This is a genomic window from Paenibacillus sp. sgz302114, from assembly GCF_056120345.1.
The window spans coordinates 770,138-792,254 of the sequence record NZ_JBVYOI010000002.1 but is presented as its reverse complement, the minus strand read 5'-3'; the positions used below and the strand labels follow the sequence as shown (position 1 = coordinate 792,254).

The window sequence follows — 22,117 nt, the reverse complement described above, 5'->3', positions numbered from 1 at the left end:
CGTGGGAAACGGACATGGAATCGATCATAGCGGGGACAACAAAAGGCCAGAGCCGGACCAAGTGCTAGTCGATATGGCTGATTACGTAACGAGCTCTGTCATTGACAGTGAGCTCGCATACGAGACGGCTAGGCATTGCCTGATGGATACGCTCGGCTGCGGTATTTTAGCTTTAAAATACCCCGCTTGCACTAAGCTGCTAGGCCCAGTTGTACCCGGCGCGGAGCTGGCTGGCGGTGTTCCTGTTCCAGGCACAAGCTATCGTCTCGACCCGGTAACGGCGGCATTCAATATCGGCTGTATGATCCGGTGGCTCGATTATAACGATACGTGGCTTGCGGCGGAGTGGGGCCATCCTTCCGATAATCTTGGCGCCATTCTTGCTGCGGCTGATTATACGAGCAGGCTTCGCCTTGCTGCTGGGGAAGCGGCGCTTACGATGCGCGATGTGCTTACGTCGATGATCAAGGCGCATGAGCTTCAAGGCGCGATGGCGCTTGAGAACAGCTTCAACCGCGTCGGCCTCGATCACGTTGTACTTGTTAAAGTCGCATCGACGGCAGTTGCCGCTGGACTGCTCGGAGGCAGCAAGACCGACATCATCAACGCGCTTTCGCATGCTTGGCTTGACGGTCAGGCGCTGCGCACATATCGACATGCGCCGAATACCGGCTCTCGCAAGTCCTGGGCCGCGGGTGATGCGACAAGCCGCGCGCTGCGGCTTGCGCTCATCGTACTGCGGGGGGAGATGGGCTATCCGTCGGCGCTATCGGCGAAAGGATGGGGATTCTATGATGTATCTTTCAAAAGCCAGCCGTTCAAACTTAGCCGTACATACGGCTCCTACGTCATGGAGAATATACTATTCAAAATTTCCTTCCCCGCCGAGTTCCACGCACAAACGGCGGTGGAGAGCGCGATCCGTCTGCATCCGGCGGTCGCAGGCCGATTAGAAGATATCGCGAGCATCCGCATTCGGACGCATGAGTCTGCGATACGGATCATCGACAAGAAGGGGGCGCTGCATAACCCGGCTGACCGCGATCATTGCCTGCAATATATGACGGCCATCGGCCTGCTCCACGGGGAGCTTAACGCTGACCATTACGAGGATGAAGCGGCTGCTGATCCGCGCATTGACCAGCTGCGCGGCTTGATGGAAGTGACGGAGCATGTGCCGTATTCGGTCGATTATCTCGATCCGGAGAAACGCTCGATTGCGAGCAGCGTGCAGGTGTTCTTCAAGGACGGCAGCGCGACAGCGGAGCTTGCGACGGAATATCCAATCGGGCATCGTCGCCGGAGGGCGGAAGGCATTCCGCTGTTGAAGCAGAAGTTCGAGGCGAATCTAGCGACGAGATATTCCGCTGACCAAGCGCAGCGCATTGCCGAAGTGTGCAATGACCGCGAGCAGCTGGAAGCGATGACGGTGCCCGCCTTTATGGAGCTGCTTGCGCTTGTTGAATAACCTGAACGATTCTTCCACTCGCTCGTTCATTGTCTGATAGCTCGCCCTATCGCACATCACCGATAAGTGGGAATATCCACTTATCAGAGGCGATTTCGCAGCAAAGCTCGCTCATTAGTGCGAAACTCCACTTATTTGCGGCGGAATGGACGTTTTCGCGAGATTGAGTAAAGAAGAAGTGGCTATTCGCACTTATTTCTGTCGAGAACGCAAAACCTCGCCAATTAAGTGGATATTTCCACTTATTCGAAGTCAACGAAGGCAGCTGACGAGCTCGCCGGTTGCCTCAACACGAAGAAAGCCGCCCCACATCAGGGCGGCTTTCACTCGATTTATTTATGCAAACGGTAAGGCACCGTCGCAATAACGACGTCTTTCTGCGTAAACAGATATGCCCGCAGCAGCAAGCTGGATTGGTTGTGCAAAATATTATGCCACCAATGCTTCGTGATGAACTGTGGAATCAAGACCGTAATATGGTCGGTCTCTTGCGTCTTCCATTCCACGGTCTCGATAAAGCGGACCAGGGGACGGATAATGCTGCGATAACTGGAGCGCAGGACGATCAGGCGAACGCCCGGGTCCCACTCTTCCCATTTGCGCTCGAGGCGCTCGATCTCTTCTTCGTCAAAGCCGACATAGACGGCTACAACGTTGTCAGTCAGCGACTTGGCATAGCTGATCGACTGGAGAACGACTTGCGTAATGCCGGCAACTGGCACGACGATGGTGCTGCCCTTAATCGCTGGCTTCTCTTTATCAATGTTCACTCGCAGCTCGTCGGCCGTGTTTTGGTAGTGACGGTTGATCTTGAAGAAGCCCATGATAACGATCGGCAGGAAGATGAAGACCATCCAAATCTGACTAAACTTCGTGAAAATAAAGATGAGCGTAATGATCAGCGTTGTCAGCATCCCGATCGTGTTGACGCACAGGCCGACACCCCATCTAGCAGGCTTCAGCTTAATCCACCGAACCATCATGCCAAGCTGAGACAACGTGAACGGAATGAATACGCCGACCGCATAGAGCGGGATTAGATTCTCCGTGTCACCATGGAACAGCACGACAAGCAGTGCCGAGAAAACGCCTAGAAAAATAATGCCGTTCGAGAAGCCGAGACGGTCGCCGCGCACTTTGAAGGCGTTCGGCATGTATTTGTCCTTCGCCAGCATGAAGGCAAGCAGCGGGAACGCGGAGTAAGCCGTGTTTGCTGCCAGGAACAGGATGAGAGCCGTAATCGCTTGAATCGCGTAATAGATCATGCCGCGTCCGAAAGTCGCATTGGCGATTTGGGAAACGACGGTTTCCTTCTCGTTCGGCACAATGCCGTACCAGTAAGCGAGCAAGCTGATGCCGATAAACATCGCACCGAGAATCGTGCCCATCATAACGAGCGTAATGGCTGCGTTGCGTTCTTCCGGCTTCTTGAAGTTCGGAATGGCATTCGACACGGCCTCGACGCCTGTGAGCGCCGAACAGCCGGAGCTGAACGCCTTCAGCAGCATGAACAGGCTTATGTTCGACACGGCTGTCCCGATCTCCGGAATATCGGAATGTACGCCGTATACAACGACTTTAAAGACGCCTGCGATAATGAGGACGAAGACAGCGATGACAAACAGGTAGACGGGATAGGCGAGCACCGAAGCTGATTCCCCGATTCCGCGCAGGTTCATGATCGTGAGGAATATAATCATAATTAGCGCGATGAATACCCGATGATCATGCAGTGACGGGAATGCCGACGTGATCGCATCCGTTCCTGCCGAAGAGCTTACGGCAACCGTCAGGATGTAATCGACGAGCAGGGAGCCCCCTGCGAGCAGTCCAGTCGAGACGCCCAAATTATCCTTGGCGACGATGTATGCGCCGCCACCCTTCGGGTAGGCGTAGATCGTTTGGCGGTACGATATGATTAGTACGAGCAGCAGCCCGAGAACCGCGATGGAGATTGGAATGGAGTACCAGACGGCAGCGAAGCCTGCTGCAATCAAGACGAGCAGGATCTGCTCGGTACCGTACGCAACCGACGACAAGGCGTCGGACGACAGCACGGCGAGTGCCTTCAGCTTGCTAAGCCGTTCTCCTTCCAATTCTGCGCTCTTCATCGGACGCCCGATTAAAAATCGTTTAAATCGGCTGATCATGGAGTATTATTCATCCTCTTTTCTTCACCATATAAGGTAAAAGTTCACTTTCATCTCAAGGATTGTATTAGAATATCCGAAATGAACAAATTTCATTATATCAAAAATATGGTTGGTTGAAAGATACAGTTTCGTGAAGGCGCAAACATTTAGTTGAAGGCGCATAACACGGTGGTATACTTGGGTAACACAGGTTTGCCACAATAAAGGTAATGGATAGGAGAAAAAGACGATGCCGCCGATCAAATGGGATGGACACACGCACACGAAATTTTGTTATCACGGTAATGATGCTGAAGAAGAGCAGTATGTCGATCGAGCGATGGAGCTTGGTTTCGAGCGCTATTCCATTACGGAGCATCCGCCGCTGCCGTCAAACTGGGTATCGGATGAGAAGCTGATGCGGGAGCTTGCGATGCCAAGCGAAGAGCTGCCGTTGTACATGGACTATGCCAAATCCATCAAGCGGAAATACGAAGGCCGCATCGACATTGGAGTCGGGCTAGAGCTTGATTATCTGCATGGCAATCTATCATTTACGGAAGCGATCGTGGACCGCTATGAGAAGGAACTGGAGGATGTCGTCTACTCCGTTCACTATTTGCAGGGCAAGGGCGGCGGTATGAAGTGCGTCGACTTCACTGCGGATGATTTTGCCGAGAATCTGCTTTCCTATTACGGTTCGATGGAGAAGGTCGTCGACGAGTATTACAACCATGTGGAGCTAGCGATTGACTTCGCTTCGAAGCTGCCCATGCGCAAACGGATCGGACATATTAATTTAATCGAGAAATTCTCGCTGAAGCTGCCGCCTATAGACGAGGCGCAGATCAAGAGCAGACTAACCGCTATTCTGCCAAAGCTAGAGCAGGGCGGAGTTGGCATTGATGTGAATACCGCCGGGCTGCGCGTGCCGACATGCGGCAAGCCTTATGTGCCGGCATGGTTCATGGCCGAATGTACGGCGCGCGGCATTGCCCTCGTGTATGGATCGGATTCGCATCGTCCCGACCATGTCGGCTTCGGCTATGAGTGGTTCGAGGCTAATTTTGCGAAGTAAATGATACCAATCTAGCTGAAAAAGGATTGATGTAACATGGCACAAACCGCCGCGCAGGTGTTTGATCCGAGTATATGGCATATTAGCAATATGGAATTGACGCTTCGGCTCGTGCTCGCGCTCTTGCTTGGCGGGCTGATCGGGCTAGAACGCGAGTTCGGCGGCCATTCTGCGGGATTTCGGACTCATATTCTTGTTTGTGTAGGGTCGGCTGCCATTGTTTTGCTCTCTATGTATGGCTTCTCGGAGTTCGCTGCCGATCCGAATGTGCGGCTGGACCCTTCACGCCTTGCGGCGCAAGTCGTTAGCGGTATCGGCTTCCTCGGCGCAGGCACGATATTGCGAACGGGGATCACGGTGTCGGGGCTTACGACTGCGGCTTCGCTCTGGGTCGTGGCGGCAATTGGGCTGACGGTCGGAGCAGGATTCTATTATGGTTCGGCTGTGCTTACTTTTCTCGTTGTCGTCAGTTTATTCGTACTTAATAAGTTTGAGAAGAAGTTCTCGCGGGCGAAGAGCAAGCGGGATATTGTTCTGAAAATAACGAAGGATTCGGCTTGCCTCAGCAATGTCGTTACGAAGCTGCATCACTTCGGTATTCAGATTAGCAAAATCATCGTTGAGAACGAGGAAGCTGCCGCTGGCGATATTGCGGAAATGCTGATCGTTAGGCTGCAAGTGAAGCTGAACTATAAGAGGCGGTTCGAGGAAGTTATCGTATCGATTGCAACGATTGAAGGCGTCGTCGGCATCGAGTCCGGCGGTGAATCGCTCTAGCGCACGTATTTAGTCAGGTCATGGGGGATGATTTGGGGATGACGGGATTGAATCAATCATTGCATTACCGCGAGGACGGCACGTTCACAATTGTACAATTTACAGACTTGCACTGGCAGAACGGGGAACCTGCGGATGTGCTGACGAAGCTGCTGATGGAGCTTGTGCTGGATCAGACGTCTCCCGATCTTGTCGTATTTACCGGCGATATTATTTATAGCAAAGATTGTACCGATCCGAAGCAGTCTCTGCGCGACGCGGTTAGTCCGGCAGAGATACGTAGCATCCCTTGGGCGGCGGTATACGGTAATCATGATACGGAGCATCTCGTGACGCGGGATGAGCTTATGCAGGTGCAGCTGGAGCATAAGCATTGTCTTAGCAGTGCCGGGCCTGAGGGGATACATGGCGTCGGCAATTATGTATTGCAGCTAAAGGCGCATGGCAGTGATAAGCCTGAACATGTGCTCTACATGTTCGACAGCGGCAGCTACTCCACGCTGCCTCAGCTGGAGGGCTATGAATGGATTCACCGCGACCAGATCCAATGGTATGTGTCGCAGTCTACGGCGCTTCGCGCTGCGAACGGCGGGGAGCCGCTGCCAGCGCTCGCTTTCTTCCATATTCCGCTTCCGGAATATGATGAGGTGTGGGAGAAGGAGCTGTGCTTCGGCAGCAAGTATGAAGGCGTTGCTAGCCCGCGCATCAATTCCGGGTTATTCGCGGCGATGGTGGAGATGGGCGATGTGAACGGCACCTTCTGCGGCCATGATCATGTGAATGATTATTGGGGCACCTTGCATGACATCCGGCTCTGCTACGGCAGGGCAACCGGCTATCAGACGTATGGACGCGAGGGCTTCCCGCGCGGCGCGCGCATCATCCGGCTGAAGCAAGGCGAGCGGGGCTTCGTGACCGAGCTTCGTCTTGACGACGGCAGCGTCGTTCTTGAGCAGGAGGAGCATTACCCGAAAGGGATCGAGCTGTAGGAAGATGGAGACATGAGATTGACAGCGTCATGCACGTTGCTTTACCGCGCACCTTGCACGGGGAACCTAGCGAGGTGAGGTGCTGAGAAGTAGGGAGGGGAGGGCGCTTTGACTTCTGCTGCTTGGAGCAGGAGCCTTGGTGCCCTTTTTTCACGTGTAATCATGGCATAAATGCTGTATTTTCGTTTGGCGTATGCTACCCTTAACAGTATCGTCTATGTGGGAGTTCGAAGTGAGATGAAAACAATATTAGTCAGTGGCTATCGGGCAACGGAGCTGGGCATTTTCTCTGCTAAGCATCCCGGCATCGCCATTATTAAGAAGGCGCTCACGAAGCAGATTTCGGCACTCGTAGAGGACGGACTCGAATGGGTCATCATCAGCGGCGGATGGGGCGTCGAGCTGTGGGCAGCGGAAGTGACAATCGAGCTGAAGAAGAGCTATGAGAGCTTGCGGCTTGCGATAATAACGCCTTTCCTTGAGCAAGAAGAGAATTGGAATGAGCAGAAAAAGACAACGTACAGCGAGATTCTGTCCGGAGCGGATTATGTGAACAGCGTCTCCAAGCAGAAGTATGCGGGACCGTGGCAGTTCAAGGCGAGAGACCGCTTCTTGCTCGACAATTCCGATGGTCTGCTGCTCATTTACGATGAGGAACAGGACGGCTCGCCGCGTTATTTGCTGGAGCTTGCGCGTGCTCATGCCGAAGTGACGCCGGACTACGGGATTATTACGATCTCAGGCCATGATTTGCAAAATATCGCCGAAGAAGAGCAGTTCTACGATTATGAATAGTTGGAGACGGGGGCAAGCGTGATGCCGCAATTGACGGTTCGAGGAGTAGGCAATGAAACGCTAGTAGAGGTAAGTGGAGCGCTGATCGAGGAGCTGGCGCAAATTTGCGAGTGCGGGACAGACAATTTCACGCTGGACAGTCTGCCAGTCGTATCGGTATTCGGCGGATCGGTCGTCCAGACGTACCCATTCGTCGAGGTTGCTTGGTTCGACCGCGGACAGAGCGTGCAGGACAAGCTCGCCTCAGCACTGACACGCCATCTGCAGCAAGCAGGCGTCGCAGAAGTAGAAGTCGCGTTCAAGGTATACAAGGAGACGGCGTACTACATTAATGGCCGTCCATGTGCGGCGGCAGAGTAGAAAGGGCCGAGCCCGAGCTGCTGTGAGGGCCGGCGATTGGCTCGGATTGAGCCGAAATCGCGTCTGAGAGATCAAATATGATCTCTCACGCCGAGAAATCGGCGCTTTCGGAGCTGAGAGTGCAGAAATCGCACACTCAGCGTGGTGAGCGGCTCGGATTGAGCTCTGGGAGCTGCCAACAATCGGAAACGAGCGATGATTAGTGCTGAGAGAACGTATAGGTTCTCTCATGCGCAAAAAGCATCGAATTCCGAGCTGAGAGCACATTTAGGTGCTTTCGGGGCTGCGGATAAACGGAAACGAGCGATTATTACTGCTGAGAGTGCAAATACAGCATTCTCATACAACATGACAAGGGGGATATTGCAGTGCTCATAGGCGTCTTTCACCCTCACAATCCTTTTGACGTCATGACCGAGGGACGCGTTCAAGCTATAGTTGCGGAAGCCATCAAACAAGATGTGCAGCTTGTTTTTTTCAATGAATCGGGCATTAATCTGGATGACAGGACGATTGATGGTCAGGTGTATGTGGAGGACGGCTGGCAGAGCGGGACGTTTCCTTTTCCGCAAGCGATAATGAATGTGCGCCCTTGGGGTCCGCGCAGACGTTCCAATCGAGAGCTTATTTTCCGCAAAATCGTCCCGTTTACCGCGTTCTTGATCGATGATAAATGGGAGATTACGAAGAAGCTGCTTGCCGGTTCGCCATCACTAGCGCAATACGTCGTTCCAACCGCCGTCCTTGTCCAAGTGGAGCAAATTGACGAGCTATTCGAATCGCATGACAAGCTCGTCATTAAACCGATTAACGGCAGCCGCGGGGCAGGCGTGCAAGCGCTAATTCGGAGCGATAACCGCTATGGGCTGCTGCTGGGGGCGGATTGGACATGGATGGACCGCGAGGAAATGGCCGCATTCGTTGATACGTTGAACCAGAAATATTTAGTCCAGCCCTATATCGTATGTCTGACGCCTGCTGGCGAGCCGTTCGACTTCCGCGTTCTCGTTCAGCGAAACGGTGAAGGCGAATGGGCTATTGGCGCCATTTATCCGCGAATTGGAGCGGCTGATACCATTACGAGCAACGTTAGCATTAACGGCCGCACAGAACAGCTGGAATCGTTCCTGATGCATGTATTTCCGGACGAAGCTAGTGCAATTCCGTCGATCCTCGCTGACATTGGTTTGCAAATGTCCTCCTTCATTGATGCGCAATATGCCAATCCAATCAATGAGCTAGGTATCGATATTGCTATCGATGACAAGAAGAGAATATGGTTCTACGAAGCGAATACGTGTCCGGGAACTCTGCATCATGAAGTGGAGCGGGCTGTATATGCAATTGCTTATGTCAAGTATGTTGCGGAGCAGTTTGCCCGCAGCGTACAGTCACTGAGCGGCACGTCGAAGACGCTCGGTTTGCTGCTTAGCTCTCCGCCATCGCAGCATGATCTGACCGCTTACGTGGATATCGCTGCAGCAAACGGCGTACAATTAATGTATTTTTTGCTCGAAAATATAAGTGTTCGTGCTGCATCTGTCTCAGGATTCAGGATTGAAGGCAGGGAATGGGTAGAAGGCGTCTATCCGTTCCCCGATGTGGTATACAATTTAATCGACCAAGAGGATCGTGAGGCCGCTCGACTGGTGTACCGCCGCAGCTCGAATATGCCGCTCACCTCGCACGAATCGAAGGCTCCGATCTCTTCGTCGCTTTTCTTTGCAATTGCATCCAGAAACCAGCTATTGGCTAGTCACTTGCCTCATCTGCTCAAGCCGGAAAAACTAGAAGATGCGAAGAAATTCGTTGACCTCCATCGCTCTGTCGTTATGAAGTCGGAAACGGATCTGCTGATGGAAGATGTGCTCATCATTGATCGAATGCCGTCGCACTATACGGTGAGAGACGGAACTTATGTACATACGTTCGAAGAAGCCGAGTTTCTTGCTTTTCTCGAGCTGTTCAGCGATTCGGATTATATGCTGATTCAGCAAGTCATCAGCAAAACCTATGACGGCCATTCGCTTCATGTGCGTGCATATTTGTTCAAACGACCTGATGAAGCTTGGGAAATCGTTCATATTGCTCCGCTGATCTCGCTCGCTTCAGCTGATCCGCAAGGGGCATTGCCTCTGGAGGTAAACTGGGAGTGGCTGCTCTACCGAGAATATGACGAGGAGCTAGCGGCCCAAGTGGATCTGCAGCTTCGCAGCCTAGCTCTAACCGCTGCCGAGGAGCTTGAACGCTCCAACCGCAATCGCATTCATGAGCTTATTTTAGATTTCTCCATTGATCAAAATCACGGCATTCAGCTGGCAGGAGGCGAGTTCGAGGGTCCTGCCGAAGCTGTGCATCCTTATGAAGTAGCCCGTCGGATTATTCCATATGCAATGTCGCTTATGGGGTCCCAATAATCCTGCTACAACAAAGAACCTCCTGTCGTCGGCTGTTGCAGAGACTGGAGGTTCTTTCGTTTGGTTGATTATGTTTAGTTAATCAAATTTGTCATTTGCATAAATCTGCGAATAAGTGCTACTGCCTCTGCACGCGTTCCCGACTTCAGAGGGCGAATCGTTTCGTTCTCGTAACCAGTCAGAATGCCTGCTTCATTCGCATCTTGAACGGATTTCTCCGCCCAGTTCGATACTTGCTTAGTGTCACTGTATGCAGATAGATCAGTGGTGCCTGTCGATGCATCCGCTTCGTCTTCCAGCTCAAACGTCTTGTAGAACCGCATCAATGCGGCAATCATCTGTTCACGAGATACTTCCTGATTCGGTGCAAACTGCCCCTCTGATACTCCATTAAACAAGCCGTTAGCAGCTGCAATGCGAATGCTCTCCTGCGTCTTCCCGTCGGCCGGCAAGTCCGTAAATTGTGACGAATCCGATGCCGTCACTTGATGACCTAAACCGAAGGCGTCTACGAGCAGCTCGGCAAATTGAGCGCGCGTCATTGGCGTGTTCGGGCTAAAGTTGCCCTGAGCGTCTGCTGATGTATTGCCCTTATCCGCCATGAGATTAATATCGTTCGCAGCCCAGTGCTTCGCCGAATCCGAGAAGCTCTCATTGCGCTGAATCAGGACGACCGTCGCATTCGAAGGCGCATGGATGACCGCATGTCCGGCATCATCAATGAAGACGGGAGCAGGCATATATTTGCCATCGACGACAATTTCCGCTCCAAGCGAATTCAAATTGGTAACGCCTTCTGGAATAGGGATTGTAAATTTAGCGTAATTAGAGCCATATTGCGTTATTGGCGCCGTTGTGGTCCCATCGTTAACTTGCATGCTGAACTTGTACGGCTGACCGATGACAGTCGCATTCTGCGTAACTGCCCATTCGGCTGCTTCTTCTTTCACAGCATCGGACTGCTTTTCAATTTTAATTTCGATCTTGATCTGATCGGTCGATAAGCCGCTGCTTGCCGCGAGTCGTTCGATTGGAATCGACTTCGTAGGGAACTCAATGGCTACATCCCCAGTCAGAACAGCCAGTTTCTGCTCATTCGACTTCAGCTTCGCTATCGCATCTCCTGCGATGTCCGCATTGACGACACTTGCGCCTGTAATCGTCTTAGCTCGTACCGCAATCGTTTCCTTTTTGCTTGCGCCCACGGAAGAATCATTCACGCCATCGGATAAGAAATGGAAGGACGCTGTCGTGTTGTTATCCTTGTCCTTGGTCAATGTAAGCTTGGCTGCGTTCTGGGTCTGTTCATCCTTCTTGACTGCGACCAATTCAATTAAGGATTCCTCTTCTGGAGTAGTGGTATCTGTTACTTCTGCTGTTGGTGCCGGTGCCGAAGTAGGGGCTGCAGCCACCTTAGAGGTCGTTGTACTCTCAACTGCTATGCCCTGCATTGGCTCAACGTTCGTTTTTGGCGTTACGACGAATGTTATGTATTTGCCTTTGTCGCTGTTTTTTAATTTGTAGGTTTTGCCTGTGGCACCAGTAATCTTCTCATAATTGAGCGTTTGGTCAGCATCATCCGAACGGTACCATTCGAAGGTCGAGCCAGTATCATCGTCACCGTTCACATCAACGAAGTCATAATTGCCGGTTAGCGTATGGCCTACTGTCACTGTACCTGTAATCCTTACAGAAGCCGCTGTCGGCGCTGTTGGCTCAGTCTCTCCGCTGTTCATAGGATTGAAGGTAGAAGATGGCAAAAATTGATGTTGGAAATAAGCTAATGAATTGCCAGTGTATTGAGTCGGAGCAATGCTTGCTTGATGAGTCGGAAGGCCAGATGCATGAGCTTCGCCCGCAGCCCCCGGATGCGCCAAATTGACGCCCATCGTAATTGCCAGCATCGAAGTGCGTGCCAGCTTGGAATATTTGTTCATTTTCGCCCGTTGGCGCAACGATTCATTCAAGTCCTTATTATTGTTCTTATTATCACTCATACCGTACTTCCTCCTGATTGAATAGATTGAACATGATGCTGGCGGGAAACCAGATACAGCGCATAACTGATGCCGTACTTTGCTGCTTGAGCCTCATGGAAATTCATCCCGACATTGCCCAGATTCGCTTCGAAAATCTTAATCGTTCCACTCTCGTCAATGCCAAGATCTAGCCCAGCTTCATGAAAGCCTCCGCCTAGCTTTCTTTCAAGAAAAGATGTCAGGCGATAGGAGAACGCTTTGACTTTACTATCAAAGACTCCGCCTGGCTTCTCGCCGAACTGGCTTTGCAAAAACCATTCCCACTTGGATACGCCCCGGAACGTGTTTTTGTGGTTCGTAATTTTCATATAAGGGGTCAATGAAATCGAAGGGAAAATAAAGATGATCTTCCAATTACCGACTTCGTCCTTCATTAAGTGCACGCGAAAATGAAACACATACCCTTCCTTGGTGCGGCTTTCAATTAATTGCTGAATGAAATAGCTGTGCTCGCTGAACAGATTGAATAGCTCGTCCAATTGTTCCCTTGTCATCATGTGAACAACATGCTGATCAAACACTTCATAGTGCTCGCCCGATCGAGTAACCGTGACAATATCTCGGCCGTTCGACCCTCTGTTCGGCTTCAAAATGACTTTATTATAGCGGCCGATAAAGCTCCCTGCTTGCTTCTGATCCACTAGCGGCTCGAACGGAATAATTGCAGTAGCGAGGTCTGGGTCGGAGAGAATATGTTGGTAGATCTTCATTTTGTTGAACGAACCAAAGGCTACTTGATGCGTAAAAGGAATGGAAGATAAAGCTTCGTATAGCCAGCTGTACTTCTTGCTCTTTCGGCGCATTCGGTCATAGACGACGTCAGGATAACCGAAATACGCTTGTTTCCACTTACCGTCTTGCCAATGCCAGCCGAATATTTGCCGCTTCTCTGTATCTACCTGACTTGGATAGAAATAAAAGAAACGTGCTCCGCTCGATTCAGCGTAAAGACGGCATGCGTCCAAAAATGGCTTCGAAAGCGCCCATCCAAGGAGCATTCCAATTGTCGTGATTTTGCTGGCAGTCTGGGCTGAAGAAGCGGTAAACGAGACAACTTCTCGCAGCCTCTCGCTCGGAGTCTCTCCGATATTCGCACCTAGAAACGAGGTGCGCTTATCGTGGTCTATGGCTAAATCCACATAGAAGGGAGGCAATATCAGTGAACTTAAGGTATCTATCAGCCTCGCTGCTTCTAATGCCAAATACTTGAGATGGGCTTCTATGAATATATGAGAATCCGGGAATGCCGCTTGCAGCGCAACATCCAGTTCCATTGAGGTATCGGATTCACTTCTTAATTCAATCGCAGCCATCTTCGAAGTCTTATCGTATGTTTGATTTAGCTGAGGCCGAATCCGAAACGTAAGCGATTCCTGCGTTCTCCCCTGCCCAGCAAGCTCACTACGCAACGAGGATTGCAGCAAACGTCGACACAGATCCTCATGCGATTCCGGCATGTCTGCTGCAACAATGACCGTGTGCTCTCTCAGCCATTCGAGTCTATCGGACTTGTCGGCATCATCTATCTGCAAACCGATCACTGCTGAGGGGAGTGCGGTACGCTGCTGCTGCCAGAGGCCATCGCTGTAAATACTCCCGAGCACGGTGAATGTGCTGCAATCCAGGCCATTTTGGTTAAAAATAATAACCTGTACCCCGCACTTCTCCGCTTCATGAGCAATGGTGGCAATAGAATCGTCCCATTCAAGAGCGAATTCGTCGTAATTGCTATGGAACACACCTATTATCACGGCCACCATCCTTTCGAAACCAACAACTGGTAGGGTCTATATACCCCTATGATGTCGATTATTGTCTAATTATAGCATATTCGCATGTGCCGATGGTCCTATATTCTTTGTTTGTTGAGGCGGTGAGTTGATAGGATATAGGATTGAAAAAATCGCAGTAAGGCAGCTTCGGAGCTGGCGCTGTAATAGCCTCCGGGAGCGAGCGGTAAAACCTTCTCTCGCAGCCGAGACAGCCATGCTTCACGGCGATGATTAAGGCTGAGAGAACGTATATGTTCTCTCGTGCGCAAACAGCAGTGATATTGAGGCTGAGAGAACGTATACGTTCTCTCAGCTTTTATATTGGCTACAAAAGAGCGGAGCGGGAACGTTGAACAGGGGGTTGTTTGATCCGAGCTTGTTTCGATGTCTCTGTCTGCTCGTCTCCAATTCATGCAAACATACAGCCGAAACGTGCAATTACACGCCGAATCGTTCGTTGTACAATATGGGTGATCAAGCATGAAGCAACCATTTTTCGAGGAGGATTCGAACGTCATATGAGCGCATTTCCTGTTTTGTCTCAGCAAAAGCTGCTGCAGCGCTTGGCCCATCCGCAGCGCAAAATTCGTATGGTACTCGATACGGATACGTACAACGAAATTGACGACCAATTCGCAGTTATTTATGCTATGAAATCCCCGGATAGCATGACGGTGGAAGCGTTCTACGCAGCGCCATTCTTCAACGACCTGTCGACAGGCCCGAAAGACGGCATGGAAAAAAGCTATAACGAGCTGAAGCGCATCGCTTCCATCCTGCCGGAAATGGAAGGCGTACCGGTCTACCGCGGATCGGAGAGCTACCTGCTTGAAGCAGGCGCACCAGTCGAGAGCGAAGCGGCAAGAAACCTTGTTGAGCGCGCGATGGCGGCGCCTGACGATGATCCGCTCTATGTGGTCGCAATCGGCGCGATTACGAACGTTGCTTCGGCTATTCTGATGGAGCCGCGCATCATCGAGAAGATCGTCGTCGTCTGGCTGGGCGGCCATGCGCTGCACTGGCGAGATACGACCGAGTTCAATCTTGCCCAAGATTTGCACGCGTCACGTACTGTGCTTGATAGCGGCGTGCCGCTCGTACTTATTCCATGCGGCGGCGTTGCTTCGCACCTGTCGACGACGCTATCCGAGATTAACGATTACGTACGCAATACAGGCCCAATCGGCGAGTACTTGTACGAAACGTTCAAGAACTGCCACCCGGACCATTTCGGTTATTCGCGCGTCATCTGGGACATTTCGACGATCGCATTCCTGAACAACGAGGAATGGACGCCGAGCACGCTCGTGCACAGCCCGGTGCTGTCCTCCGACTTCCGTTGGAGCGTCGACCGCAATCGCCATTTCATCCGCTGCGTAGAACATATCCACCGCGACAGCGTGTTCAAAGACTTGTTCAGAAAGCTGGATAGCAACAATAAATAAGCGCCGCTCCACATCAAAAAAGCTAACCACACCACTGCCACGAGCAGTAGGTTGGTTAGCTTTTTTACTAATTAATACTTCGCCAGAAACTGTTCCAGCGTCTCATTGTCCTTCTTGACCTGCTGAGCAACGACCACGCCGACATATCGGATATGCCAAGGCTCGTACATGTAGCCGGTCAGCCCTTCTTTGCCTTTCTCATAACGGATGATGAAGCCGTAATCCGCCGCGTGCTCCGCCAGCCACTTGCCTTCCTTGGACTCGCCGAAGCTCTCGTCGAGATTATAGTTCACGCTCGCGCTGGAGACGTCCATCGCAAGTCCAGTCTGATGCTCGCTCTGGCCAGGGTGAGCGCTGAACGTATTCGCTTCATCTTCGCCGTTCTCGCGGGCATAGTTGTCAAATATCGATTTCTGAGCCACATACGACCGATATCCGGATACCGCAGCCAGCTTGATATCATCCTTCTTCGCGCCAGCGAACAATTTCTCCAGCGCTTGTGCAGCAATGGCACGGAGCTGCTGCTTCGGGCTGGTGCCTGAGAAGGAGAAAGTAACCTTGGCAACGACGAGATCCTTAGGCGAATAAGTCGAGGCAAGCTCACGTTTCTTATTGACGAGGACGAGCGGACTGTTCGTATTCGTTACGATATCTTTACCACCGGCGTTCTTCGTAACCGTCAGCGCAGGTGAATTCGCGTGCATAAATGCCTGGAAAGCAGCCTGGCTGCTCGTCATTGTTGCAGATGCGGCTGTCACTTCTTTGTCGTCCGTCTGCCCCGCTGTATCATTGCCCTTCGTCCCTGTTGGCTTCGTGGAAGTAGAGCTATCTTGATTATGCTGACTGCTTCCAACTGAAGATGGGGCTTTATTATTCACAAGGCTGAACAGATCGCCAAGGATTGTAGTTTGTGAGGATAAAATAACGACTGCGGCAGCAACGCCGAGTACGACCGAGCTAATTGCAATTGATTTTTTCAAAGACCTTGCCTCCTACATAATGCGCTTCTACAACAATTATAGACGCTGGGCCCCCTTTTACAACTGGGGACAGGTGCCAAAGTACGTCAATCTCTTGTCCTGTGTAAGTGAAGACGAATAGCTGTCACATTTTGTTGCAATGCGCTGTTATATATCGCGAAAAGGTGGATATTCAGTAAAATCCTGCTAAAAAATGTCTTTCCTAGTCGCTGCCAATTGGTGTAAAATTTCTGCTGTAGCTGTATACATAAATAGAGATCATCATGGAGGAACGAGAGAGTGAAGACCAACAGTAGCAAGCTAACTTTCGCAAGAAAACTAGTACTCGCAATGGTTACCATTATTATCGCTTTTACAACATTCCACACGTATGAAGCGCACGCAATGAACGTATGGGGAATCTACAAAGAGGCGGTAGCGCTCGAGCAAAAAGGCAAATATGCCGAAGCGATCGCCAAGTATAAGCTCATTATTCCCGAGTTTGTGAAGAATAAGGAGTACGGCAATTCCGCGAATATGTACCGCTATGTCGGCAACGATTATGCAAAGCTGAAGCAGTACGACGATGCTGTGGCAGCTTGGGATAAGGAAGCGGAATACTCCGGTAAAGCGAATCAGACTCAGATCAGCATCGCCGCTAAGCGCAAAGCAGATATGCTTCGCAGCTCCGCGAAGCTGTTCGTAGAGACCAAAGCAGCCGACGTTGGCACATCGTACACGCATGGCGCGAAGTTCGAGCCGAAGAACGGCGCTTATATTGGCGCTTATGCAGAGCGCGATCCGGCGGTTCACGATGCAGCGACGTCGAAACCGTTCTACACCGAGAAGTTTCCTGAGCTGACAGGCAAGAAGCACGCTGCGTATTTGTTCTATTTTACATACGGTCAGCCGCTGTCCGCGATTAAGAGTCACTTGGATCATGCGCGCGCTGCCGGTACGGCGATTGAGCTTGGCGTTCAGCCGCTGGCAGGTCTCGACAAAGTAGTAGACGACGAATACTTGCACCAGCTGGCACGTGATATCGAAGCTTCCGGCGTGAAGGTCTTCTTACGCTTCGCAAACGAAATGAATGGCGATTGGGTGCCATGGCACGTAGATCCGAAGGTGTACATCGAGAAGTTCAGACTCGTTGCTAAAGTGTTCCACCAGGAAGCTCCTACTAATGTTGCAATGGTGTGGGCTCCGGATCGTCAGCCGGAGTACAGTATCGAGAGCTACTACCCGGGCGATGATGCGGTCGATTGGGTTGGCGTAAGTTTGTACTCGATCTTTAACCCGACGCTTGACCCGCTCAAACAAGGCCAGGACCGCTCGAGTCACCTCGAGAAGTTCGATTTTATTTATAAGAAGTACTCCGCGCGCAAGCCTGTCTTCATCTCCGAAGGCGGTGTTGCGTACATGTATCCAGAGAAGCAGCAGGATAAGACCGATTGGGCTGTTTACAAAATGAAAGAGTTCTACTCGACCCTGCCAATGCTCTATCCAAAGGTGAAAGCGGCGTTCTGGTTCGACAGCAACCACGATCAGACTGCAGCCTCGACACGGATGAAATACTACATGCTTTCGGCAAATGAGAAGCTATTAAACGCTTATAAGAAGTCTGTCGCTAATCCGTTCTACCTCAGCACCGTTGGCGATGAATCTCCGGTTGCATACAAGCCAGTGAACACCGCTTCGGCTGTAGCTGCAGGAACACAGAAGATTTCCGCTTATATGAAGACATGGTCGCCGACGCTTGCCAAGGTGACGTATGAAATCGGAGGTAAGCTCGTTGCCACAGCAACCGATTCGCCATGGACAGCAAGCATCAATTTCGCGCCGTACAAAGGCAAGAAGATTGACGTTGTGCTGAAGGCTTACAGCAACAACGCGCTCATTACGACGCAGAAGGTCGCCGTCAGCGTGAAATAAGCTCGTTATAAGGAATCCGGGGTGCCTAGCTTAAGGCGCTCCGGGTTTTATTTTGCAGACGATTCGCGTTACAATAGAGCTAGTCGAGTGTAAGGCATGGGAGGGTAAGCCAGGTGGATGATATCATAACGCTTCAGGAGCAGCTGCGGCTGGCGAAAGCGGAGATAGAAGCGCTGCGCAAGGACAAGCTGCGGCTTACGCAGGAGCTCGTGAAAGCACGCGGCATGCTGCGTGCAGGCGGTGCGGACAACATGTCCACGAAGCTGAAGGAAGCGCTGCGGGAATAGTTATTTTGCAGTAGAAAATTACCGTTCGTGCTACTGGAAAGAAAGCGGAAAAAGCGCTACAATACAACTAGTACACACTAACGAGGTGATCTTAATGTCCGAGAACGAGACGACGCCGGAAGTGCAGGAGCCGAAGAAGGTTTCCCTAGCAGAAGCTGTAAAGCAGAAGCTGGCTCAGAAGAAGCAGGAGCAGGCGAATGGTGCAGGTAAACAGAAGCATGGTCCAGGCGGAAACCAACAAACAATGAAAAGCCAAAATCATAAAAAAGTGAACAACCAGCGCAAGAAAATGGGCGTATAGTTCAAACAAGAAACTGAAGGTGAATGTGCCTTCAGTTTTTTTGATATTAAAGGAGCGTATGGGAATTGGAAAAGCAGGGGATCGGTGCTTCGGAGCGCCATGCGAATATTATTCTGAACAGCTATCAACGGCTGCTTGGCAAGCCTCTTGTGGAGAGAGAGGCAGTCACAAAATCGGCGGCAGCGCTGCTGTTCGAAGCTCCGATTGTTGTACTCTCACATGGGACGCAGGCGGACCCCGTGCTGAACTACGGCAATCGTGCGGCACTTGGTCTGTGGGAGATGGACTGGGATGCGTTCACGAATATAGAGTCGCGGCACACGGCGGAGCCGATGATTCAAGCCGAGCGGCAGCGGTTTCTCGAAGCAGTCGCGAGCCAAGGCTACATAGACGACTACAACGGCATCCGCATCTCGAGCAGCGGACGGAGATTCCGAATCGAGCAAGCGATTGTCTGGAATCTCTATGATGAGGATGGCGTTTATTATGGACAAGCTGCGACTTTTGAAAACTATACTTTTGTGCAGGAAGGGGAATGCTAGCAGATGGAAGCGTTAATCGGACACTGCTTGTCCAAGGCAGGCGCTGTGAAGGAATATCCGTTTGGCCCTGATCCGCTGGTCATGAAGGCTGGGGGCAAAATGTTCGCGCTCATTTCAGGCGATGGATCGGGCATTTCGCTCAAATGCGATCCTGTCATCGCGGAGAATTTGCGCCAGCAGTACGAGGCGATAACTCCGGGGTATCATCTGAACAAGAAGCATTGGAACTCCATTACGCTGGACGGCTCTGTCCCTGTGCCGGAGCTGCTTGATATGATCGATCATTCATACGAGCTGGTGCTGAAAGGAATGACGAAGGCGGAGCGTGCCCGTATTGCTTCGATCAATTAATCAGATATGTATCCACCGGCAATTTCTCCGGTTTCTCAAGGCAGTGGGCACATGCCTGGCGACTCCCCGCATAGCATGGCTGCGAAATCAGGCGCTTCCTTTGCTAAATTGGCAAAATAGCTGCCGATAATATGGTTTCCCGAGACGGAACCATTGTGGAAACTGCGCATCACTGCTTCCTTGACGTGCATATAATAATAGGTTTTCTTGCTTTTCGGTAATGTATATACAAGCGGCGGCAAATGCGGGACAATGTCAAATTCATTCTGGATACGAAATGTGAGCGGCACAACTTCATTGTATGAACGTACAAATTCAGGATCGCCTGCCCTCGGCGCGCCGAACGTGTAAGTGATGATTTGCTTTGGATTGCGATTGACCGCGATATCAAGCCCAGCATGTGTGGCTAGTGCTCCGCCAAGACTGTGACCTGTTATAAAGAGCGGTTTTTCGTTCGACACTTGATCTAGCAGACGGAAGATTTGAGCGCGGGCTGACATATAAACTTCTGAAAACCCGCGGTGCGTTTTACAGCCTCGCTTGATCGGCTTAAACAAGACCTGCTGAGCAATCATATCCGTAACCCAGTCTGTCGCTGAGCTTGTTCCGCGGAATGCTAGAATAACCGCCTGGTCGGAATCCAAAACGAAGCCAAAGGGTTCTTCATTGATCGAATAAGAGGACGCAGCATTGAATGTACCTACAAGACGGTAGGATCGGGGCACAAGAAATTTGCCATCATTTCTGTATAAATTATAAGTTTGCTCGCAAACTGCAGCCAAGAAGATGGCCGTTCGAATATCCATCTTATTTTTATTTGACATGACCTCCATCCTCCTTGCTTCCATTGTATGTTCTAATAGGCCAATGTGCTTTAGGCCGTTGCCCTCGCCCGTAACGATTCAAACGATTGAAGTAGGGGTAACGATTAACATAGAGAAGAAGAGAAGAAATAAGCAGGTTAGGGAGATGGGAAATGCGAATTGCCGTCGTTGACGATAATCCGATGAACATAACGGTGGTCAGAGAAATTTTGAAACGTGCGGGCTACACCGACATTGAGTCGGCGGGATCGGCAGGAGAGATGTTCTTGCTCCTCGGGCTTACGTTGCAGGGCGAAGAGCCGGCTGATGGGCCGGGGAATGACGGGCACGGCGTTGATTTGATTTTGCTCGATATGATGATGCCTGGCATAGATGGAATTACAGCTTGCGCGCTGCTGCAGCGATCCGCGCGGCTTAAAGATATTCCGGTTATTATGGTGACGGCGATCGGCGACTCCAAGAAGCTCGCGGAAGCGCTTGACGCTGGGGCGATCGACTATGTGACGAAGCCGATTAATCGCATCGAGCTGCTTGCCCGCATTCGCGTGGCGCTGCGGCTGAAGGTGGAGAAGGATTGGCATAAGGAGCGGGACCGACGGGTGCGCGAGGAGCTGCAGCTGGCGCGGGAAGTACAGCTTGCAGCACTGCCGCAAAAGCTCGATGACGAGGGTGTTGCGATTGATGCCATCTTCCGCCCGTCCGAGGAGCTGTCCGGCGACTTGTACGCGTGGAACCGAATCGACGATCACCGCTATGGCATCGCCGTGATGGATGCGATGGGGCACGGCATCTCATCATCGCTTGCTTGCATGTTCATCGCCTCGGTGCTGAAGGAAGCGATGTCGAAGCAGGTGGAGCCGAAGCGGGTCATCCGGGAGCTGAACCGCCGCTCGCTGCAGCTGCAGTTTGCGGATCAGCTGATCCAGTATTATTTTACGGGTCTGTATATCGTCGTTGATCTCATTGAAGGCGTCGTCGAATATGTCAATGCGGGCCATCCGCCGGGCATGATTATCCGCCAGGGCGGCGAGGTGGAGACGTTCGCGCAAGGCGGCGTGGCAATTGGAATGTTCGGCGATATTGTCGTCGAGAAGCATACGCTGCCGATCAGCTCAGGCGACCGGATCGTGCTGCTGACTGACGGTATCTACGATCTCGTAGGCAGCGATAGCGAGGAGGACCGGCCGGCGAGCTTGACCACGCTGCTGCAGCCGTACGGCAGCACGACCTCGCTCGCAGAGCTCGAAGCGGCGTTGTTCCATGCCGGTCAGCGAGCGGAGGAGCTCCAGTCGGACGACCGCTGCTTGGTCGTTGTAGATATAAAGTGATAATAGGGAGCCCCTGCCATGGCTACGGCGGGGGCTCTTTTTTGCGCCAAAACTAACCCCAAAAAACCTATGAGAGAACATATACGTTCTCTCGACACAAGCCGAGCCCCCAATGAGCTCGTAAGAGCGGGAAAACCCTCTCTCACCGGTCAAACTCGGGCACACTCCAGTCAATGCGGTCTAACTCAGATTTCGCTGGTAAGAAAACTTAACTTAGGGGGAGAATCCGCAATTAATCAAAACTCTCAAAATCTCTCAGCGCAATAGCCCAAGTAAAATGGGCGCTATAGAGCCCTGAGAGCTTGCGACTGCGACTTTTAG

At 51.6% G+C, this 22,117-nt stretch carries 19 protein-coding genes; 14 read left to right on the top strand and 5 right to left on the bottom strand.

Features of this window, described 5'->3' with window-relative positions:
- Position 1 precedes the first annotated feature (1 nt).
- Positions 2–1,468, top strand: coding sequence for a bifunctional 2-methylcitrate dehydratase/aconitate hydratase (locus AC0LWF_RS08665; protein WP_474651226.1), 1,467 nt, complete (start codon positions 2–4; stop codon positions 1,466–1,468).
- Between the two features lie 332 nt (positions 1,469–1,800).
- On the opposite strand, the gene AC0LWF_RS08660 is transcribed toward AC0LWF_RS08665, so the two are convergent.
- Complete coding sequence (locus AC0LWF_RS08660; RefSeq protein WP_474651143.1) at positions 1,801–3,618, bottom strand: APC family permease; 1,818 nt, start codon at positions 3,616–3,618, stop codon at positions 1,801–1,803.
- A 232-nt stretch (positions 3,619–3,850) separates the two neighbouring features.
- Here AC0LWF_RS08660 and hisJ point away from each other — a divergent pair, with 232 nt between their 5' ends.
- The 6 genes from hisJ (at position 3,851) to AC0LWF_RS08630 (ending at position 10,016) form a co-directional block, all read left to right on the top strand.
- The gene (gene hisJ, locus AC0LWF_RS08655) at positions 3,851–4,678 is read left to right on the top strand and encodes a histidinol-phosphatase HisJ (protein WP_474651142.1); all 828 of its coding nucleotides are present in this window, start codon (positions 3,851–3,853) and stop codon (positions 4,676–4,678) included.
- Positions 4,679–4,714: 36 nt separating this feature from the next.
- Positions 4,715–5,455, top strand: a complete 741-nt coding sequence (locus AC0LWF_RS08650; protein ID WP_474651141.1) for an MgtC/SapB family protein — start codon at positions 4,715–4,717, stop codon at positions 5,453–5,455.
- Between the two features lie 38 nt (positions 5,456–5,493).
- Positions 5,494–6,444 (top strand): metallophosphoesterase family protein, encoded by a 951-nt coding sequence (locus AC0LWF_RS08645; protein ID WP_474651140.1) that lies wholly within the window; start codon positions 5,494–5,496, stop codon positions 6,442–6,444.
- A gap of 237 nt (positions 6,445–6,681) precedes the next feature.
- Positions 6,682–7,239: an SLOG family protein gene (locus AC0LWF_RS08640; RefSeq protein WP_090580158.1), complete on the top strand. Its 558-nt coding sequence runs from the start codon at positions 6,682–6,684 to the stop codon at positions 7,237–7,239.
- A 21-nt stretch (positions 7,240–7,260) separates the two neighbouring features.
- On the top strand, positions 7,261–7,599 hold the full coding sequence (locus tag AC0LWF_RS08635; protein ID WP_474651225.1) for a DUF1904 family protein: 339 nt from the start codon (positions 7,261–7,263) through the stop codon (positions 7,597–7,599).
- Positions 7,600–7,967: 368 nt separating this feature from the next.
- Positions 7,968–10,016, top strand: a complete 2,049-nt coding sequence (locus tag AC0LWF_RS08630) for a YheC/YheD family protein (RefSeq protein ID WP_474651139.1) — start codon at positions 7,968–7,970, stop codon at positions 10,014–10,016.
- Positions 10,017–10,090: 74 nt separating this feature from the next.
- Here the strand turns inward: AC0LWF_RS08630 and AC0LWF_RS08625 are convergent, their stop codons facing one another.
- Both AC0LWF_RS08625 and AC0LWF_RS08620 read right to left on the bottom strand, forming a co-directional pair.
- Positions 10,091–12,013, bottom strand: coding sequence for an S-layer homology domain-containing protein (locus AC0LWF_RS08625; protein ID WP_474651138.1), 1,923 nt, complete (start codon positions 12,011–12,013; stop codon positions 10,091–10,093).
- Complete coding sequence (locus AC0LWF_RS08620) at positions 12,010–13,806, bottom strand: YheC/YheD family protein (protein WP_474651137.1); 1,797 nt, start codon at positions 13,804–13,806, stop codon at positions 12,010–12,012. Before AC0LWF_RS08620 ends, AC0LWF_RS08625 begins: the two co-directional genes overlap by 4 nt.
- A gap of 539 nt (positions 13,807–14,345) precedes the next feature.
- Here AC0LWF_RS08620 and AC0LWF_RS08615 point away from each other — a divergent pair.
- Positions 14,346–15,272 carry a nucleoside hydrolase gene (locus tag AC0LWF_RS08615; RefSeq protein ID WP_474651136.1) on the top strand — a complete coding sequence of 309 codons (927 nt, stop codon included), beginning with the start codon at positions 14,346–14,348 and terminating at the stop codon, positions 15,270–15,272.
- 71 nt (positions 15,273–15,343) lie between these two features.
- Here the strand turns inward: AC0LWF_RS08615 and AC0LWF_RS08610 are convergent, their stop codons facing one another.
- Positions 15,344–16,252, bottom strand: coding sequence for a M15 family metallopeptidase (locus AC0LWF_RS08610; RefSeq protein WP_474651135.1), 909 nt, complete (start codon positions 16,250–16,252; stop codon positions 15,344–15,346).
- A gap of 279 nt (positions 16,253–16,531) precedes the next feature.
- Between AC0LWF_RS08610 and AC0LWF_RS08605 the strand changes: the two genes are divergently transcribed.
- From AC0LWF_RS08605 to AC0LWF_RS08585, 5 genes are all read left to right on the top strand, one after another.
- Positions 16,532–18,163 (top strand): glycoside hydrolase family 26 protein, encoded by a 1,632-nt coding sequence (locus AC0LWF_RS08605; RefSeq protein ID WP_474651134.1) that lies wholly within the window; start codon positions 16,532–16,534, stop codon positions 18,161–18,163.
- 113 nt (positions 18,164–18,276) lie between these two features.
- Positions 18,277–18,450: a hypothetical protein gene (locus tag AC0LWF_RS08600; RefSeq protein ID WP_474651133.1), complete on the top strand. Its 174-nt coding sequence runs from the start codon at positions 18,277–18,279 to the stop codon at positions 18,448–18,450.
- Between the two features lie 94 nt (positions 18,451–18,544).
- Positions 18,545–18,751 carry a hypothetical protein gene (locus AC0LWF_RS08595; protein ID WP_126014522.1) on the top strand — a complete coding sequence of 69 codons (207 nt, stop codon included), beginning with the start codon at positions 18,545–18,547 and terminating at the stop codon, positions 18,749–18,751.
- Positions 18,752–18,816: 65 nt separating this feature from the next.
- Complete coding sequence (locus AC0LWF_RS08590) at positions 18,817–19,293, top strand: MEKHLA domain-containing protein (protein WP_474651132.1); 477 nt, start codon at positions 18,817–18,819, stop codon at positions 19,291–19,293.
- A 3-nt stretch (positions 19,294–19,296) separates the two neighbouring features.
- Positions 19,297–19,644, top strand: a complete 348-nt coding sequence (locus tag AC0LWF_RS08585; RefSeq protein WP_474651131.1) for an MmcQ/YjbR family DNA-binding protein — start codon at positions 19,297–19,299, stop codon at positions 19,642–19,644.
- 35 nt (positions 19,645–19,679) lie between these two features.
- Here AC0LWF_RS08585 and AC0LWF_RS08580 read toward each other — a convergent pair whose 3' ends face one another.
- Positions 19,680–20,468: a lipase family protein gene (locus AC0LWF_RS08580; RefSeq protein ID WP_474651130.1), complete on the bottom strand. Its 789-nt coding sequence runs from the start codon at positions 20,466–20,468 to the stop codon at positions 19,680–19,682.
- A gap of 152 nt (positions 20,469–20,620) precedes the next feature.
- On the opposite strand from AC0LWF_RS08580, the gene AC0LWF_RS08575 reads away from it, so the two are divergent.
- On the top strand, positions 20,621–21,796 hold the full coding sequence (locus AC0LWF_RS08575) for a PP2C family protein-serine/threonine phosphatase (RefSeq protein ID WP_474651129.1): 1,176 nt from the start codon (positions 20,621–20,623) through the stop codon (positions 21,794–21,796).
- Positions 21,797–22,117: the final 321 nt, after the last annotated feature.